This is a genomic window from Duganella sp. AC237, assembly GCF_979254035.1.
The window spans coordinates 1,205,271-1,221,633 of record NZ_CEEDEW010000003.1 but is presented as its reverse complement, the minus strand read 5'-3'; the positions used below and the strand labels follow the sequence as shown (position 1 = coordinate 1,221,633).

Sequence of the window (16,363 nt, the reverse complement as noted above, 5' to 3'; positions counted from 1 at the left end):
AGCTAGTTTTTCAACTTTGTTTGATGGACACATGGAGAATTATATGAAAATCGGAATCATTGGCGCAGGTAATATCGGCAGCGCCCTTGCCATGCAGCTGACCAAGCTTGGTCACTCGGTACACATCGCCAACTCGCGCGGGCCAGAAACGTTGAACGACGTGGCGCAAAAAACCGGAGCGAAGCCAGTCACGATCCAGGAAGCCGCCAGTTATGGCGAAATTCTCGTGGTCACCATTCCTCTCAAAAACATTCCTGATTTACCACAGGACCTGTTTACCGGTGTTGCAGCCGACGTGCCGATTATTGACACGAGTAACTATTACCCTATCCTTCGCGACGGCCGTATTCCGGAGCTGGAAACCGGTGAGCTCACCGAAAGCGAATGGGTGCAGCAGCACTTGGGCCGTAAGGTGGTGAAGGTGTTTAACAATATCCACGCCGAACACATTCCAACCAAGGGTCTGCCCAAAGGCGCGGCAGGCCGTGTTGCACTGCCGGTCGCCAGCGACGACGCCGCGGCGAAGCAAAAAGTCATGGCGCTGGTCGAGGAACTGGGCTTTGACGCCGTCGATGACGGCAGCCTGCACGAGTCGTGGCGTCAGCAACCGGGTACGCCAGCTTACGGCGCCGATCTGACCGCCGACAAACTGACTGAGCTTTTCAACAAGCTGGGGCCACAACGCACCGAAGCGCAACACGCTGAGTACCTGGCCAATCACGCCAAACTGGAACGTGAGATGGCGGCAAACGGCTCGAACTAAAGTAACTTGCCGCAGTGCTCACAACGCGGATTGAAAAGGGCAGACGCTTAAGGCGTCTGCCCTTTTATCATGATGCGAACGGCGTTTCCGCCAGCCCTTTGACGCCGGGCCGCAGCAGCAGCACCGCCCCGCCCCACTCCGCGTCCTCCGGCTTGCCGGACGGGATGGACGTGACGATCATCGTGTCCAGATCCTTGCCGCCGAAGGAGCACATCGACGGCTTCTTCATCGGCACCTCGAGGCGGCGATCGAGCTTGCCGTCCGGGGTGAAACGCAGCAGGCAGCCGCCGTCGTTGCCGGCGACCCAGTAGCAGCTGTCGGCGTCGACCGCCGCGCCGTCCGGGCGACCGACTTCCTTCGTCAGGTCGGCAAACACGCGCTGGTTCGACGGCACGCCGTCGGCGATGTCGTAGTCGAACGCCCACACCATGCGCCGCAGCGGATGCGAATCCGACAGGTACATCGTGCGTCCGTCGGCCGAAAACGCGGTGCCGTTCTGCGTCAGCAGCTCCACCACCAGCGGCGCCGAAATACCGTGCGCCGCGTCGTAGCGGAACAGCTTGCCGACCGGACGATTGGCCGACATGTCCATGAACATGGTGCCCGCCACAAAACGACCCTGACGGTCGCAGCGGCCGTCGTTGAAGCGCTTGCCCTCGCCGAGTGCCCCCGACTCGACCGACGGTGTCGCCACCTTGGTTGCGACGGCGGCCGGTCCTTCGCCCAGATCGAGCTTGAACACGCCCGTCTCCATGCCGGCGATCAGGCCACCATCGGCCCGGGTCGCGACGCAGCCGGCCATTTCATCCAGGGTCCAGAAACGCGTGGCGCCGGACGCGAGGTCCAAACGCCAGACACGCTTGGCGGGGATATCGGTCCAGTAAAAGGCCGATTCCGCCGCACTCCACGTCGGGCTTTCGCCCACCGCGCATTGGATGTCGCTTACGCGTTCCATACCAGGTCACCGTTGACGATGCGCGGCAGCTTTTGCGGGTTTTCGTCAGCCAGCGATTCCGGCAGCAGGTAGGAAGGCACGTCCTGGTAGCAAACAGGGCGCAGGAAGCGGTCGATGGCGCCGGCGCCTACCGACGTCGAACGGCTGTCCGAGGTCGATGGGAACGGGCCGCCGTGCACCATGGCGTGCGAAACTTCCACGCCGGTGCCGAAGCCGTTGAACAGGATGCGGCCCACTTTGCGTTCCAGCACCGGCATCAGGCGCGCGGCCAGTTGACGGTCGTCGGCGGTGGCGTGAACGGCGGCGGTCAGCTGACCTTCGACGTGTTCGGCCACGGCCAGCAGTTCGGCTTCGTCGTTGGCGACGACCAGCAGCGAGGTTGGTCCGAAGATTTCGCCTTCCAGCGCTGGGTTGCCCAGGAAGGTTTTAGCGTCGACCTGGTACAGGAAGGCTTGCGCGGCGCATGGCGCTTCGGTGGTCAGGCCGGCGGCTTCTTGCGAAACGCCTTCGATGCTTGCCAGGCCCTTGACGCCGTTGACGTAGGCTTTGTGGATGCCCGGGGTCAGCATGGTGGCGGCAGGCTTGGCGCCCAGCGAGCCGGCGGCGGCGGCGACGAACGCTTGCAGCTTGTCGCTTTTCAGGCCGATCAGCAGGCCAGGGTTGGTGCAGAACTGGCCGGCGCCCATCGTCAGCGAGTCGGCGAAAGCTTGCGGCAGTTTGACGTTGTCCAGCGCGCCCGGCAGCAGGAACACAGGATTGATCGAGCTCATTTCGGCGTACACAGGGATCGGTTCCTTGCGTTCTGCGGCGGTTTTCATCAGGGCGATACCGCCGGCGCGCGAGCCGGTGAAGCCTACCGCCTTGATGGCCGGGTGGCTCACCAGGGCCTGGCCGATGGTCTGGCCGGAGCCGATCAGCATCGAGAACACGCCTTCCGGCATACCGCATTCTTCAGCGGCCTTGGCGACGGCTTTGCCGACCAGTTCCGAGGTACCCAGGTGGGCCGAGTGGGCCTTGACGACAACCGGGCAACCGGCAGCCAGTGCCGAGGCGGTGTCGCCGCCGGCCACCGAGAACGCCAGCGGGAAGTTCGAGGCACCGAACACCGCGACCGGGCCCAGGCCGATTTTGCGCAGGCGCAGGTCGCTGCGCGGCGGGGTGCGTTCCGGCAGCGCGCTGTCCAAGGTGGCGGACTGGAAGCGGCCGTCGCGCACGACTTTGGCGAACAAACGCAGTTGATTGCAGGTGCGACCGCGCTCGCCTTCCAGACGGGCTTGCGGCAGGCCGGTTTCCGTCATCGCACGCTCGATCAGCGTCGGACCCAGATCCATGATGCGGTCGGCGATGGTTTCGAGGAACTTGGCGCGTGCTTCCAGGCCGGTGGCGCGGTAGACGTCGAAGGCGGCATCGGCCAGTTCGCAGGCGCGCGCCAGGTCGGCGGCGCCGGCCAGGCCGAACGCCGGTTCGATTTCAACGTTGCGCGATGGATCGATCGCCTTCATCGTGCCTTCTTTACCCACAACGGCGCTGCGGCCAATGATCATTTCGCCAGCTACTTGCATATCGACTCCTTAGATGTGTGAAAAGCGCGGACCAGCCGCGCTTTATGTTGTATGACGTTGTATGACGCTAGCTTACCGGATTATTGCGCGCCTTGCTTGCGAATCAGCTTGTCGAGCATGTCGCATTCTTCGGCGGTCAGGTCGGTCAGCGGTGCGCGCACCGGACCGCCGTCGTGGCCGACCAGGCGGGCGCCGGCCTTGACGATGCTGACGGCGTAGCCGGCCTTGCGGTTGCGGATCTCCAGGTACGGCAGGAAGAACTCGTCCAGCATGCGGTTTTGTTCGGCGTGGTTGTCCGAGGCGACCGCGTGGTAAAAGTCCATCGCCAGCTTCGGCATGAAGTTGAACACCGCCGACGAGTATACCGGAGTGCCGAGCGCCTTGTAGGCCGCCGCGTACACTTCGGCCGTTGGCAGGCCGCCCAGGTAGCTGAAACGGTCGCCCATCTTGCGCCAGATCGAGACCATCAGTTCGATGTCGCCGACGCCGTCCTTGAAGCCGATCAGGTTAGGGCAACGGTCGGCCAGCTTGGCCAGCGAATCGGCGGTCAGGCGGCAGTTGGCGCGGTTGTACACCACAACGCCCAGCTTGGTGGCCTTGCAGACTTCGGCGACGTGCTCGATCAGGCCGTCCTGCGACGCTTCGGTCAGGTAGTGCGGCAGCAGCAGCAGGCCGGCGGCGCCAACGCGCTCGGCTTCCTTGGCGTAGGCGGCGGCGACGCGGGTCGGACCGCCGACACCGGCCAGGATAGGCACTTGGCCGGCGCAGGTGTCGACGGCGGTCTTGATGATGTCGGTGTATTCGTTCGGAGTCAGCGAGAAGAACTCGCCGGTGCCGCCGGCGGCGAACAGCGCGGTCGCGCCGTACGGTGCCAGCCATTCCAGGCGCTCGATGTAGGTCGACTTACGGAAGTTGCCTTCGGCATCGAAGTCGGTGATCGGGAACGACAGCAGGCCAGAGGAAAGGATTTTTTTCAGGTCATTCGGTTGCATAAGGTCTCCAATAATCGACGTCTATTGTGTGAAGGGGAAGTTCGACGGGCTTCCCGTCGGTTGTTGTATGACATCGTACAACCATATTCGGAAGGGAGCAAGCGATTTAGCGAAAACTCGCCGATCGCCGGCACTAGCGTTGCTCCCGCGGCGCCGGAGCCGGCCGTAACCCCGGCCGCAACAGCGGCCGGAGCCGGGCAAAGGCCACGGCCCCCCCTTTCGCCCGTCAGCCGTTCTTGGCGGCGATATCCTCTTGCGCGCGGCGCAGGCGCTCGCGGCTGTTGCTCAGGTGGGTGCGCATGGCGGCGCGGGCCGCCTCGGCATCCTTGCGCAGGATGGCGTTGTAAATATCGTCATGCTCGCGGTTGACGCGCTCCTGGTACACCACCGGATCGTCGTGCGCCAGCGACGCCGAATCGACGCGCGTGCGCGGGATGATGGTGTTGCCCAGGTCGCTCAGGATATCGACGAAATACCGGTTGCCGGTGGCTTGCGCGATCAGCTGATGGAATTTGACGTCCGACTCGACCGAGCCGGGACGGGTTTGCGACTCCTGGATGCGCCTGAGCACCACGCCCATTTCCTGCATCTGCTCTTCGCTGCGGCGGCTGGCCGCCAGCCACGCGGCCTCGGTTTCCAGGCTGATGCGCAGTTCCAGGATGGCCAGCACGTCGCCCAGGGTGCGGATGGTGTCGGACGAGATGCGCAGGTTGGCCGGTTGCGGTTCCAGCACGAAGGTGCCGATGCCGTGGCGGGTTTGCACCAGTCCGGCCGCCTGCAGATGGGAGATGGCCTCGCGCACCACCGTGCGGCTGACGCCGTGCATTTCCATGATCACCGATTCGGTCGGCAGTTTCTCGCCCGGTTTCAGGGTGCCGGCCTGGATGCTGTGGGTGAAGCTCTCCACCACGCCTTGGGCGAGGTTGCGGTGCTTCTTCTTGGGCAAGGGCGCCGGCGCGGCGGGCGATGGGACTGCTGCGGTTTGACTCATGGCTGATGGCTTGTTGTATGACGACTATTCGGCATTATCGCCTATGAGGGTCGTGCGATGTGCATATTGCCAGAGTTTCGACAAAAATGATTGCTTACACATCGTTTTTGCCACAAGGCGCCGTGGCGGTTGGTGGCGGTCGGCGAACGGAATGCGACGATATATCCGTCACGGAGACACGTAGGGCGGATTAGCGCAGCGTAATCCGCCATGGTTGCGTTGCCGACGGCTCATGCATGGCGGATTACGGCGTTCCGCCTAATCCGCCCTACGTGGAACCGTGGCGGACTCACCGCCGCCGGCATTTGACCGGCCACCCGTTTTAAACCAACAACGCCGCGCTCATGGACGCGGCCTCTTCCGCCGATTCGGACAGCATCTGCTCCAGCGCCGCGTTATCGTCGATGAAGCCGGCCAGGCCGGCGTGCTCCTGCATGGGCGAGAACGGCGACGCCACCGGCGCCAGCCCTTTGGCGATCAGCAAGGTGTCGCGCAGGCCCAGCGGCGGCGGCGTCAAGGTTGCCCCGCGCAGCGAGACGATGGCCAGGCTCACCGGTTCGGGGATCGCCATCTTCTTCATCATCTCGCGGGTGATGATTTCGTGCGCGGCGCCCATCCAGTCGGCCGGATCGTCCAGCAGGCCGGGAATCTCATCGGCGCGCGACAGCAGGTAAAAGCCGCCGGCCTCGTGCACGATGCCGGCGAACATCGCCGTGTCGGCGTCGGTGGCGGTCAGCTTGCGGGCGATGACGTGGGACAGCGCCGCCACGTGGGCCGTGTGGCGCCACAGCTGTTCGGCCTTGGCGCGCAGGCCGGGGTCGCGGATGCGGCTGCCGAACTGGCGCACCACCATCGCCGCCGCCATCGTGTACAGGTGGCGGTAGCCCACCCGCGCCACGGCCGAGCGCACGCTGGTGACCGGCACGCCGCCACGGTTGAACACCACCGCGTTGGCCAGCGCCACGGTGCGCGCCGCCAGCAACGGCTCGGCCAGCACCTTGCGGATCACGTCTTCGGTGTCGCAATCGGGATCGGCCAGCGCAAATTGCAGCCGCAACGCGGCGTTGACGCTGGTAGGAAAGACCAACTCGCCGCGTGAGGCTTGCGTAACAATCTGCGAGATGTCTTTTAGTTTTTCCATAGCAAGATTATAGCGTTAAAGGCCACGCCGCTTTGTAACAACTTGTGCGCCTGAGTCCGCTTTGAGGAACATCGCGTCCAGCATGGCCAGCAAACTGACCAGCGCCACCAGCAAAAACGCCAGCCGGTACTCGATGGCCGGCCAGTCGGCGATGCCCAGCCGCTGTGCGCTCCAGTGGCCCAGCCGCACCCCGCCCGCCCCCATCGCGATGCCGAGCCCCACCGCCACCTGGAACGAGGTGCTGAACAAGGTATTGGCGGCGGCCATGCGCTGCTGCGGCACGTCGGCGAAGGCCAGCGTGTTCAGGGCGCTGAACTGCATCGAGCGCGTCAGCCCGCCGACGAACAGCACGGCGGCGATCAGCCACACCGGCGTGGCCGGCGACAGCAGCGCGCACGCCGCCAGCGAGGCGACATTGGCCAGGCCGTTCACCAGCAGCACCGGCTTGAAGCCGAAGCGCCGCAGGATGGGCGTGGTGGCCGGCTTCATCATCAGGTTGCCGGCGAAGACGGCCACCACCAGCAGCCCGGACTGGAAGGCGTCCAGTCCGAAGCCGAGCTGGAACATCAGCGGCAGCAGGAACGGCACGGTGCCGATCGCCATGCGGAACAGCGAGCCGCCGACCAGGGTAATGGCGAAGGTCGGGATGGCGAACGCACCCAGGTCGATCAACGGATGGGCGGCGCGGCGCAGGTGCCAGACCATCGCCGCCAGCATGACGGCGCCGGCGGTCATGCAGGAGAGCGCCTCGACCCAGTCCGGGTTGGCGCCGCCGACCGACTCGGCGCCCCATGTCAGCAACAGCACACCGCCCGCGCTGAGCACGAAGCCGGGCCAATCGAAGGGGCGCCGGGTCTCCGCGCGCTGCTCGGGGATCAGCCACAAGGCCAGCGCCAGCGCGATCACGCCGAGCGGGAGATTGAGATAGAAGATCCAGCGCCACGACAGGTAGCTGGCGATGAAGCCGCCCACCGGCGGCCCCAGCACCGGCGCCACCAACGCTGGCCACGTCAGGGTGGCAATCACGCCGATCAGCTTTTCCTTGGGGGTGTTCTTGAGCACCAGCAGGCGTCCGACCGGCACCATCATCGCCCCGCCCACGCCTTGCAGCACGCGCAGACAGACGAATTCGGTCACGCTGTCGGCCATGCCGCACAGCACCGAGGCCAAGGTGAAGATCGTCAGCGCCGCCGCGAAGACGCGGCGCGCACCGAGCCGCTCGGCCACCCAGCCGCTGATCGGGATGAACACGCCCAAGGTCAGCAGGTAAGCGCTGACGCCGATGTTCAGCGCCAGCGGCGCCACGCCGAACGATTTGGCGATGTCCGGCAGCGCGGTGGTGATGATGGTGCCGTCCAGGTTCTCCATGAAGAAGGCGCCGGCCACGAGCAGCGCGATCCATTTGCCGGCCGCCGGCTGTGCGGCGTGGCCGCTCACGCGCAGGCCTTGGAGAAGCGGCGGGAAGTAAGCATGGAATAAACGGGCGTTGTTTGCGGTACACAAATTATACGCACCGCGCCTTCTTTTAATGACAACTGTGCGTAACACACGGCATGTTGCTCTACACTTAAAACGTCAACACGACCGAGCATATGGTCGGTTTTGATAGCCACTATAAAAAATCTGGAGACAAGAATATGAAACGAACCGCCGCATCCGCAGCATGCCTGTCCGCGCTCGCCTTCCTTGCCATGGGGCACGCTCTCGCGCAATCGTCCGTCACCCTCTACGGTACCCTTGATGTCGGCGTCGACCGCATCGAAAAAGGCGAAGGCAACGTCCAGGGCACCTTGTTCGGACTGCGCGGCACGACGCCGATTCCGAACGCGATCGCCTCGCCGGCCAGCACCTCGGTGCGGGTCAGCCCGTCGCACACGCGGCAGAGTAACTTCGGCATGCGCGGCGTCGAGGACCTGGGCGGCGGCTATCGCGGCCTGTTCGTGCTCGAAGGCGGCCTCACGCTCGACAACGGCGGCGTCGCCAACGACGGCCGCATCTTCGGCCGCCAGGCCTACGTCGGCCTGACCACGCCGGTCGGCGAAGTCAAACTCGGCCGCCAGGCCAGCCCGATGCTGATCGCCTATTACCTGGTGACGCCGGAAGCGATCGGCAGCACCGACCTGTTCAGCGCAGGCCTGGCCGTGAACACCTTGCAAACATTCCAGGACAACCAGGTCAGCTATGCCGTCAAACAGGGTCCATGGACGGCGATCGCCTCGTTCTCGACCAACGCCGGCGTCGGCAGCGGCGTCAGCGCCGCGCGCTCCGTCGCCACCGCCAGCACGCCGGTGGCCACCGCCGCCACCGGACAAATCGTCGGCGGCCTGACCGCCGGCGCCGAAACCACCGACGACCGCGGCCGCGCCGTCGGCGCCATGCTGGCCTGGCGCGGCGAGAGCCTGACCGCGCTTGCCTCCTACCACCGCAACGATTTCGGCGGTGTGCCGCTGGGCGTGGTCTCGGGCACCAACCTGGTGCCGCTGTTCACCGTCGAGAATTATCGCGCCTACATGGCGTCGTTCAAGTACATCTTCGCCGGCACCGGCACCACCGTCGCCTTCGTCGGCCATCAGGGCAAGTTCAACCTGGGCGGCAACACCGATCCGACCGTCAACACCTGGGGCGCGACGATCAAACAGGCCATCGGCCAGGTCGACGTCAGCGCGCACCTGCTCGACACGCGCTTCACCAACTACACGCGCGGACGCGAGCGCGGCCTGATGTTCGGCCTGGACTACAACTTCTCCAAGCGTACCGCGCTGTACACCCGCGTCGGCGGCGTCAAGGACAAGCGCGGCAACATCGTCCGTGGCGCCATCACCCCGCTGCCGATCGCCGGCGGTCCGGGCGCGCTGCTGCTGCCGCTGGGTTCGCAGGAAGTGCCGCTGTTCGCCGGCGCCGGCCAGAACCTCGACGCCAAGACCACCATCGTCAGCCTCGGCATCCGCCACGCGTTTTAAACGTAAAAAAGCGGAGCACCGCCGGTACGGTGCTCCGCTTCAACTGCGGGTACAACTCATTATCGGGACGCATGCGCCCCAATTCATTACAGGTGCGCGGCGATCTGCGGCAGCAGGTCGTCGAAGGTACGGCCGTTGCCGTTTTCGCCGATCGCGTGCATCTTCCACTCACCGTTGTGACGGTACACCTTGGCCATGATCTGCGCCGAGTGCGGACCCTGCACGGACAAATTGAAACGCGCCACTTCCTTGCCGTTGGACGCATCCAGCAGGCGGCAGTACGCGTTCTCGACCTGGGCGAAAGTCTGGCCGGTGAAGCTGTTGACGGTGAATACCAGGCTCTTGACGCTGGCCGGCACGGCGTTCAGGTCGACGTTGATCTGCTCGTCGTCGCCGTCGCCGGCGCCGGTGCGGTTGTCGCCCGTGTGGACGATGCTGCCGTCCTTGCTCTTCAGCTGGCGGAACCAGATCACGTCCACCGGACGCTGGCCTTCATCGAACATGACGACGGAGGCGTCCAGGTCGACCGCCTCGGTCTTGGCGCCGAAGCCCAGGAAACCTTTGCTCTTGATGGCATCCCAGCCCAGGCCCATGGTGACCTTACCCAGTGTGCCGCCGCCTTCTTTTTCCAGAGAGATCTTCTGGCCTTTGCTCAAATTGACTGACATTGTGTGCTCCTTAGTTGGTTTAATTGGCGATCATGGATTACTGCGACCCGGGGCGCTGGGCCCAAGCCCGGAACGCCGCGCCGTTGCGCGAGCACACCAGGATCTTTCCGGTTCCGGAAAAGCGCAGCACCATGCCTTCGCCGCTGGTCTGGCTATTGACCAGATTGCTCAAAAAGCCGCTGTTGCCGCCGGTGGTGACGGAGATTTCATAGCGCAGCCTGTTGTCCCACGCCACCACATGCGAGTTGTCGATCACCACATCGTTGCCGGGCGTGACCTCCAGTTCCGAGATCGAGCCGAAGCCCGACACCGCCACCTGGCCGCTGCCGGCGGTTTCGGTGATGAAGAAACCGCCGCTCTGGGCGAACAGGGCGTTGCCCAGGCTTTGCGTGCGCACCTTCAGTTCCACGTTGGACGTGGCGGCGACAAAGGCGCCGTCGCTCAACATGTACTGCACCTGGCCGACGTCGAGCACCTGCATGGCGCCTGGCAAGGTTGGCGCCAGCAGGCAATCGCCGCCGCCGCGCACCGCTTCGATGTGTTGCTGGAAGAAGGACTCACCGTTGGCGAAGCGCCGCATGATGGCCGCACCGATGCCGCCGGTGACCTTGCCCTTCAAATCGAGCGTCGCCTCCATCATCACCATCGCATCCGATTCGCAGTAGATCTTCTCTCCCTGCGCCAGTGTTACGTGCAGAAACGGGTCGACATCACCGGTGACCGAAAATTTTGGCATGACTGAGTCCTTTCCAGTTAAAAATCAGTTGAATTAAACGCCCACGCCGAACGAGGCGGCGAGCGGGCCGAGACCGCCTTTGAAGCCCTGGCCGACGGCCTTGAACTTCCAATCGGTACCGTTACGATACACCTCGCCGAACACCATCGCCGATTCGGTCGAACCGTCTTCGGACAGGTCGTAGCGGGCGATCTCGGCGTTGCCGCTGGCATTGACCGTGCGGATGTACGCCTTCTGCACCATGCCGAAGTTTTGCTTGCGGGCGTCGCCGTCGTGGATCGTCACGCAGATGGCGATGCGCTCGACATCGGCCGGCACCTTGGTCAGGTCGATAGTGACGGTTTCGTCGTCGCCGTCGCCGGCGCCGGTGCGGTTGTCGCCCGAGTGGGTGACGGCGCCGTCGGACGATTTCAGGTTGTTATAGAAAATGAAGTCGTTGTCGGCGCGGACCTTGCCGTCGACCTTCAACAGGAAGGCCGAGCCGTCCAGGTCGAAGGCGCTGCCATCGGTGGCGCGCGCGTCCCAGCCGAGGCCGACGACGATTTGCGACAGGCCCGGGGCTTCCTTGCTCAGATTAACGTTACCGCCTTTTTGCAGACTGATTGCCATAATGTGATACTCCTTAAAGAAACCGGACTTGGGTACTGCAGGCGGCGGGTCGTGTCCGTATTTAACGACCCGCCGTGTTCTGATACAACTCTAACTTTGTTTGACTACAACCTCGTTACGCCGGGATCGCCGCGGTGGCCGCTTCCTTGCGGCGGTGGCGCACCGACGACCAGACCGAGGCGGCGATGAAGGCGATACCAATCAGACCGGTGAAGATTTCCGGCACGTGGAACTTCATACTTGCCAGCATGATCGCGGCCAGGATACCGATCGCATAGTGCGCGCCGTGCTCCAGGAACACGAACTGGTCCAGCGTGCCCTTCTTGACCAGGTACACCGTCATCGAGCGCACGAACATCGCGCCAATGGCCAGGCCCAGCATGATGATCACGACGTCGGTGGTGATGGCGAACGCGCCGATCACGCCGTCGAAGCTGAACGAAGCATCGAGCACTTCCAGGTACAGGAAACCACCGATACCGCCCTTCTTGACCATGTCGCCGACATCGCTGCCGCCCGACTCTTCCTTCTCCAGCAGGCCGCTGATCGCGTCCACGCCGACGTACACCAGAATGCCCCACAGGCCGGAAATCAGGACCACCAGCTTTTGCGCCTCGGTCACCAGGCCCATACAGGCCATCAGCACGCCCAGCGAAATCATCACCGAGATCGACGAGACCTTGCCCAGCGAGCCGAGCTTTTTCTCGAAGTTGCCCAGCCAGTGCACTTCCTTGTCTTCATCGAGCAGGAAGTTCAGGAACACCAGCAGCAGGAACATGCCGCCGAATGCCGCCACTTCCGCGTGGTGATTGGTCAGGTGCATCGAATACGTCTTGGGATCGTTCAGCGCCAGGGTCCACACATCCATAATGCCGATGTCGGCCGCGACGGCGACGATGACCAGCGGGAACAGCAACCGCATACCGAACACGGCGATGATGATGCCCAGGCCCAGGAACAGCTTTTGCCAGAACTCATCCCAATCCTTCAGCACGGAGGCGTTGACCACCGCGTTATCGAACGACAGCGACACTTCCATCGCCGCCAGAATCAGTGCGACACCGAAAGCGGACAAGGCGCCAGGCCATCCGTTCAGCGTGTATCCCCACCAGCCAGCCGCCGCAAGGCAGATGAAGCTGACCAGGAAGGAAATTCTAAAGTGCTTCATTGATTTTTTCCCCAGTTATAAGTTGATGTAGCGCAGTGTATAGGCGTGCGAACAATTTAAAAATAGAAGATAATTGAAGTATTACTTCGCAAAAACAGAAGATTGATACAATGAAGACCAGTGGATTGAATTTCCGGCACCTGTATTTTTTCTGGATGGTGGCCAAGGAGGGCGGCGTTACGCGCGCGGCCGAGCGCCTGGGGCTGGCGGTGCAGACCATCAGCATGCAATTGGCGTCGCTGGAGCAATCGGTCGGCAAGCAATTGCTCGAGCCGCAAGGGCGGCGTCTGGTGCCGACCGAGGCCGGCAGGCTCGCGCTGAGCTACTGCGACCAGATCTTCCTGCTGGGCGAACAATTGCAGGACGCGCTCGACGAGGCCGAGGCCGGCAAGATGCGGCTGACCGTCGGCATCTCCGACTCGCTGCCCAAGCTGATCGCCTTCCGCCTGCTGCAAGCGACCCAGGAAATGGGCAAGCAGGTGCGGCTGGTATGCATGGAGGCGGAATTCGAGGATTTGCTGGCCGACCTGGCGCTGGGCAAGCTCGACGTCGTGCTGACGGACCGCACCGTGCACGCCGGCGGCAGCCTCAAGGTGTTTAGCCACCTGCTCGGTGAAAGCGACATGAAGCTGTTCGGCGTGCCGCGTCTGGCGGAAAAATACCGCCCCAACTTCCCCGCCAGCCTGAACCACGCGCCGTTGCTCGTGCCCACGCGCAACAACGCGCTGCGCGGACGCATCGACGCCTGGCTGGTGCAGCACGAAGTGCGGCCGGAAATCGTCGGCGAGTTCGAGGACAACGCCATGCTCAACACGTTCGGGCGCAATGGCATGGGTTTGTTCTTCGCCACGTCGGCACTGGCGCAAGATATCGAGGAGCAATTCGGCGCCGTGCTGGTGGGCGACGCGCCGGAGCTGCGCGAGCATTTCTACGCCATCTCCAACGCCCGCAAGATCAAGCATCCCGCAGTGGAGGCGATCCTGTCGGCGGTGCACGGGGGACCATTCGCGGTGGCAAGCTGACAGCCGTTATCGAATCGGTTACAGTTTATCGATGACTGATTAAATCGGAGGACGCGATGTTAAAAGGAAGTTGCTTATGCGGCGGCGTAGCCTACCGCGCGGACGGTCCTGTGTCTCACTCCAGCCATTGCTACTGCACCATGTGCCAGAAGCAGCACGGCGCTGCGGCCGGCACCTATGCCAATGTCGGCACCGCCGGCTTCGCCTTCGAGCGCGGCGCCGACCTGGTGACGGAATACGCCTCGTCGGACGAAGGCCGGCGCGGCTTTTGCAGCGTCTGCGGTTCCACCTTATTCTGGCGCAGCACGCAAAGCCCGGACCGCATCGCAGTCACCCTGGGCACCATGGAACCGGAATACGGCGGCCCGGTGGAACGCGAACTGTTCGTCGATACCAAGCCGCGCTGGCTGCCGACCAGATGAGCCACTCGCCGACGATCAGCCTGAAAAGGCTGAGGCACATCGCCGCAGGCCTGGCGAGTGCTTTCGTCAGTCGCAACAACGATGTGGGCGGCCAGTGGGCGCTTGGATTGCTGTATCGCAACGCGCCGCTGGACCTGCGTGTAGAACTGAACTTGCTTGACCACACATCAATTCCGCCGACCAACATCGCGCAGTTGGTCGCCCGAAATTATGGAGAATTCCTGCGGCGCGCGGCGATCAAGAAGGGCGTGCCGTTGGAGGAGTTGGCCGAAGCCAGGGTCGAGTTGAACTTCGACGCCGATCTGTACATACCCGCCGATGGGCGGGAGATTATCGGCGAAGCGTTCCTGTGCACGGTTACGCTGATGTTGAAAGACGGCCGGTTGGCATCCACGCAACGGGTGTGCCGCTGCCTGCGCTACGAAAAAGGCCGGTTCCGCGGACGCATGCCGGACAATGATTCGATCCTCGAATCGTTGCTGAGTCACGAATCAACGGATCCACGTAGGGCGGATTAGCCGGCACGGCGTAATCCGCCGCGCTCCGCCAACGCCGCATGCGGTTGCACCGAACTCCCGCCAAACACCGCATGCTGCCGCAACGACGGCGTAAACAAGCTATACAACATCGCCTGATCCGGCGCACTGACGGCATCGAGCGCCGCGAGATGCTGCGGCGACAAAACCGACGCCAACGCCCCGACGTTATCGACCAACTGTTCGACCCGGCTCACGCCCAGCAATGTCGACGCCACCCCCGCCCTGCCCGTCACCCAGGCCAGCGCCACCTTCGCCGGGCTCAGCCCCGTCTCCCGCGCCACCGACTTGACCATGTCGACGATCGCCCAATTGCGCTCAGTGAAAAGCGCATCTCCAAACGGATTCGCCCCGTCCAGACGCTTGTCGCCTTCCGGCCGCGCCTCGTCCGCCTGGGCCGCATCGCGCGGCAATCCGCCCGCCCTCGGCGCCGCCCCTTCCACGGCCGCGCGGTCGTACTTCCCCGTCAACAAGCCGAACGCCAGCGGACTCCACGGCACGATGCCCATGCCGAATTCCGCCGCCAGCGGCACAAACTCGTCCTCGATACCGCGATTGGCCAGCGAATAAAAATACTGCAACGCGATCGGCCCCGGCACGCCCCTGACGGCGGCCAACGTCGCCAGCTTGGCGATATACCAGGCCGGCGTGTTGGAAATACCCCAATAGCGGATCTTGCCCGAGCGAACCAGTGCCGCCATCGTCTCCAGCAACTCCTCCGCCGGCGTGACCGAATCCCACACGTGTATCCAGAACATATCGATGTAATCGGTACGCAGGCGCTTGAGCGACGCCTCCAGCGCCGCGCGGAGATGCTTGGCGCCGTTGCCGCCGGCGTGGGGCCCCTGTCCATTCGCGAATCCCGCCTTGGTCGCCAGCACGATCCGCTCGCGCAAAGCGCCATCGGCGATGAAAGCACCCAGCATCTCCTCGCTGCGCCCGCTGGAATACACGTCGGCGGTATCGATGAAGTTGCCACCGGCCTCCACGTAGGCGTTGAACACGGCACGCGATTCGCCTTCGCCCGAACCCCAGCGGGCGGTGCCGAACGTCATGGTACCGAGACAGAACGGGCTGACGACGAGGCCGGAACGTCCAAGGGTGCGATAGTCGGTCAAGGGCATGGCTTTACTTTCCGAGTGATTGATAGGAAAATCATAGCCGAGATACAAAGTCGGCACAACACATTTCCTAGTGATCACTCAAGTATTATGAACGAAACGCACCGCAAGAAGGGACGACCGCTGTCCTTTGACCGTGACCAGGCGCTGCAAAAGGCCATGCTGCTGTTTTGGCGGCATGGCTACGAGGCCACCTCCCTCAACGATCTGACGGCCGCGCTGGAGGTCAAGCCATCGAGCATTTACTCGGCGTTCGGCGACAAGAAGGGCCTGTTTCTTGACGCGGTCGCCTTGTATATGTCCGGACCGGTGACGGCCTTTAGCATCATCGACGATGCGCCCACGGCGCGTGACGCGGCGCGCGAACTGCTCAACGTCTCGGCGGTCGGCTACACCGGCGCCAATACCCCGCCAGGCTGCCTGCTGGCCAGTTCGGCGATCAGTTGCTCCGAGGCCGCCAACGACGTGAAGGAAGAGCTGGCCGCGATCCGGCGCGACATCGAAGCGCGCCTGCGCGACAAGATCGATTGGTCGGTCGGCCAGGGCCATTTGCCCGCTGACACCGACGCCGACGCGCTGGCCGGCCTGACCATGGGCGTCATTCAGGGCATGTCCACCCTCGCGCGGGACGGCGCGGCGCGGGGCAAATTGTTAAAGGTGGCCGAGACCGCGATGCGGGCGTGGCCGTGAAAGGAAGCGCGGCGGCTTCTCATTAGC

17 protein-coding genes are annotated in these 16,363 nt (G+C 63.7%); 6 read left to right on the top strand and 11 right to left on the bottom strand.

The features are described 5' to 3' along the window. Positions 1-43 precede the first annotated feature (43 nt). On the top strand, positions 44-763 hold the full coding sequence (locus AC0IYS_RS05910) for an NADPH-dependent F420 reductase (RefSeq protein WP_471704298.1): 720 nt from the start codon (positions 44-46) through the stop codon (positions 761-763). Between the two features lie 67 nt (positions 764-830). Here the strand turns inward: AC0IYS_RS05910 and AC0IYS_RS05905 are convergent, their stop codons facing one another. From AC0IYS_RS05905 to AC0IYS_RS05880, 6 genes are all read right to left on the bottom strand, one after another. Then, positions 831-1,718: an SMP-30/gluconolactonase/LRE family protein gene (locus AC0IYS_RS05905; RefSeq protein ID WP_471704297.1), complete on the bottom strand. Its 888-nt coding sequence runs from the start codon at positions 1,716-1,718 to the stop codon at positions 831-833. Next, complete coding sequence (locus AC0IYS_RS05900; protein WP_471704296.1) at positions 1,706-3,280, bottom strand: aldehyde dehydrogenase (NADP(+)); 1,575 nt, start codon at positions 3,278-3,280, stop codon at positions 1,706-1,708. Before AC0IYS_RS05900 ends, AC0IYS_RS05905 begins: the two co-directional genes overlap by 13 nt. A gap of 80 nt (positions 3,281-3,360) precedes the next feature. Beyond that, positions 3,361-4,272, bottom strand: a complete 912-nt coding sequence (gene kdgD, locus AC0IYS_RS05895) for a 5-dehydro-4-deoxyglucarate dehydratase (protein ID WP_463452560.1) — start codon at positions 4,270-4,272, stop codon at positions 3,361-3,363. Positions 4,273-4,498: 226 nt separating this feature from the next. Continuing rightward, positions 4,499-5,263, bottom strand: coding sequence for a FadR/GntR family transcriptional regulator (locus AC0IYS_RS05890; protein WP_471704295.1), 765 nt, complete (start codon positions 5,261-5,263; stop codon positions 4,499-4,501). A gap of 322 nt (positions 5,264-5,585) precedes the next feature. Beyond that, on the bottom strand, positions 5,586-6,404 hold the full coding sequence (locus AC0IYS_RS05885; RefSeq protein WP_471704294.1) for an HDOD domain-containing protein: 819 nt from the start codon (positions 6,402-6,404) through the stop codon (positions 5,586-5,588). 15 nt (positions 6,405-6,419) lie between these two features. Next, positions 6,420-7,841, bottom strand: a complete 1,422-nt coding sequence (locus tag AC0IYS_RS05880; protein ID WP_471704293.1) for a DHA2 family efflux MFS transporter permease subunit — start codon at positions 7,839-7,841, stop codon at positions 6,420-6,422. 200 nt (positions 7,842-8,041) lie between these two features. Between AC0IYS_RS05880 and AC0IYS_RS05875 the strand changes: the two genes are divergently transcribed. Continuing rightward, entirely contained in the window at positions 8,042-9,364 is a 1,323-nt protein-coding gene (locus AC0IYS_RS05875; RefSeq protein ID WP_471704292.1) for a porin, read from the top strand. An 86-nt stretch (positions 9,365-9,450) separates the two neighbouring features. Here the strand turns inward: AC0IYS_RS05875 and AC0IYS_RS05870 are convergent, their stop codons facing one another. The 4 genes from AC0IYS_RS05870 to AC0IYS_RS05855 form a co-directional block, all read right to left on the bottom strand. Beyond that, the gene (locus AC0IYS_RS05870; RefSeq protein WP_471704291.1) at positions 9,451-10,032 is read right to left on the bottom strand and encodes a TerD family protein; all 582 of its coding nucleotides are present in this window, start codon (positions 10,030-10,032) and stop codon (positions 9,451-9,453) included. 37 nt (positions 10,033-10,069) lie between these two features. Next, positions 10,070-10,768 carry a TIGR00266 family protein gene (locus AC0IYS_RS05865; RefSeq protein WP_471704290.1) on the bottom strand — a complete coding sequence of 233 codons (699 nt, stop codon included), beginning with the start codon at positions 10,766-10,768 and terminating at the stop codon, positions 10,070-10,072. 33 nt (positions 10,769-10,801) lie between these two features. Then, positions 10,802-11,377, bottom strand: a complete 576-nt coding sequence (locus tag AC0IYS_RS05860) for a TerD family protein (RefSeq protein ID WP_090316687.1) — start codon at positions 11,375-11,377, stop codon at positions 10,802-10,804. 115 nt (positions 11,378-11,492) lie between these two features. Continuing rightward, positions 11,493-12,545, bottom strand: coding sequence for a DUF475 domain-containing protein (locus tag AC0IYS_RS05855; protein ID WP_471704289.1), 1,053 nt, complete (start codon positions 12,543-12,545; stop codon positions 11,493-11,495). A 110-nt stretch (positions 12,546-12,655) separates the two neighbouring features. Here AC0IYS_RS05855 and nhaR point away from each other — a divergent pair, with 110 nt between their 5' ends. From nhaR to AC0IYS_RS05840, 3 genes are read left to right on the top strand one after another with little or no spacing between them, the layout of a single operon-like run. Continuing rightward, positions 12,656-13,567, top strand: a complete 912-nt coding sequence (gene nhaR / locus AC0IYS_RS05850; protein ID WP_471704288.1) for a transcriptional activator NhaR — start codon at positions 12,656-12,658, stop codon at positions 13,565-13,567. 56 nt (positions 13,568-13,623) lie between these two features. Beyond that, the gene (locus tag AC0IYS_RS05845) at positions 13,624-13,989 is read left to right on the top strand and encodes a GFA family protein (RefSeq protein WP_471704287.1); all 366 of its coding nucleotides are present in this window, start codon (positions 13,624-13,626) and stop codon (positions 13,987-13,989) included. Next, positions 13,986-14,507, top strand: a complete 522-nt coding sequence (locus AC0IYS_RS05840; RefSeq protein WP_471704286.1) for a hypothetical protein — start codon at positions 13,986-13,988, stop codon at positions 14,505-14,507. Before AC0IYS_RS05845 ends, AC0IYS_RS05840 begins: the two co-directional genes overlap by 4 nt. Here AC0IYS_RS05840 and AC0IYS_RS05835 read toward each other — a convergent pair. Then, complete coding sequence (locus tag AC0IYS_RS05835; protein ID WP_471704285.1) at positions 14,504-15,649, bottom strand: aldo/keto reductase; 1,146 nt, start codon at positions 15,647-15,649, stop codon at positions 14,504-14,506. The genes AC0IYS_RS05840 and AC0IYS_RS05835 overlap by 4 nt on opposite strands. Positions 15,650-15,736: 87 nt before the next feature. Between AC0IYS_RS05835 and AC0IYS_RS05830 the strand changes: the two genes are divergently transcribed. Next, positions 15,737-16,336, top strand: a complete 600-nt coding sequence (locus tag AC0IYS_RS05830) for a TetR/AcrR family transcriptional regulator (RefSeq protein WP_471704284.1) — start codon at positions 15,737-15,739, stop codon at positions 16,334-16,336. The last annotated feature ends 27 nt before the right edge of the window (positions 16,337-16,363 follow it).

Excerpts from the sequence above, each read along its gene's own strand:
- AC0IYS_RS05860 (WP_090316687.1), bottom strand. The coding sequence starts at position 11,377 with ATGGCAATCAGTCTGCAAAAAGGCGGTAACGTTAATCTGAGCAAGGAA.
- kdgD (WP_463452560.1), bottom strand. The coding sequence starts at position 4,272 with ATGCAACCGAATGACCTGAAAAAAATCCTTTCCTCTGGCCTGCTGTCG.
- AC0IYS_RS05870 (WP_471704291.1), bottom strand. The coding sequence starts at position 10,032 with ATGTCAGTCAATTTGAGCAAAGGCCAGAAGATCTCTCTGGAAAAAGAA.
- AC0IYS_RS05890 (WP_471704295.1), bottom strand. The coding sequence starts at position 5,263 with ATGAGTCAAACCGCAGCAGTCCCATCGCCCGCCGCGCCGGCGCCCTTG.
- AC0IYS_RS05910 (WP_471704298.1), top strand. The coding sequence starts at position 44 with ATGAAAATCGGAATCATTGGCGCAGGTAATATCGGCAGCGCCCTTGCC.
- AC0IYS_RS05835 (WP_471704285.1), bottom strand. The coding sequence starts at position 15,649 with ATGCCCTTGACCGACTATCGCACCCTTGGACGTTCCGGCCTCGTCGTC.
- AC0IYS_RS05845 (WP_471704287.1), top strand. The coding sequence starts at position 13,624 with ATGTTAAAAGGAAGTTGCTTATGCGGCGGCGTAGCCTACCGCGCGGAC.
- AC0IYS_RS05885 (WP_471704294.1), bottom strand. The coding sequence starts at position 6,404 with ATGGAAAAACTAAAAGACATCTCGCAGATTGTTACGCAAGCCTCACGC.
- AC0IYS_RS05905 (WP_471704297.1), bottom strand. The coding sequence starts at position 1,718 with ATGGAACGCGTAAGCGACATCCAATGCGCGGTGGGCGAAAGCCCGACG.
- AC0IYS_RS05865 (WP_471704290.1), bottom strand. The coding sequence starts at position 10,768 with ATGCCAAAATTTTCGGTCACCGGTGATGTCGACCCGTTTCTGCACGTA.
- AC0IYS_RS05840 (WP_471704286.1), top strand. The coding sequence starts at position 13,986 with ATGAGCCACTCGCCGACGATCAGCCTGAAAAGGCTGAGGCACATCGCC.
- AC0IYS_RS05830 (WP_471704284.1), top strand. The coding sequence starts at position 15,737 with ATGAACGAAACGCACCGCAAGAAGGGACGACCGCTGTCCTTTGACCGT.
- AC0IYS_RS05855 (WP_471704289.1), bottom strand. The coding sequence starts at position 12,545 with ATGAAGCACTTTAGAATTTCCTTCCTGGTCAGCTTCATCTGCCTTGCG.
- AC0IYS_RS05875 (WP_471704292.1), top strand. The coding sequence starts at position 8,042 with ATGAAACGAACCGCCGCATCCGCAGCATGCCTGTCCGCGCTCGCCTTC.
- AC0IYS_RS05900 (WP_471704296.1), bottom strand. The coding sequence starts at position 3,280 with ATGCAAGTAGCTGGCGAAATGATCATTGGCCGCAGCGCCGTTGTGGGT.
- nhaR (WP_471704288.1), top strand. The coding sequence starts at position 12,656 with ATGAAGACCAGTGGATTGAATTTCCGGCACCTGTATTTTTTCTGGATG.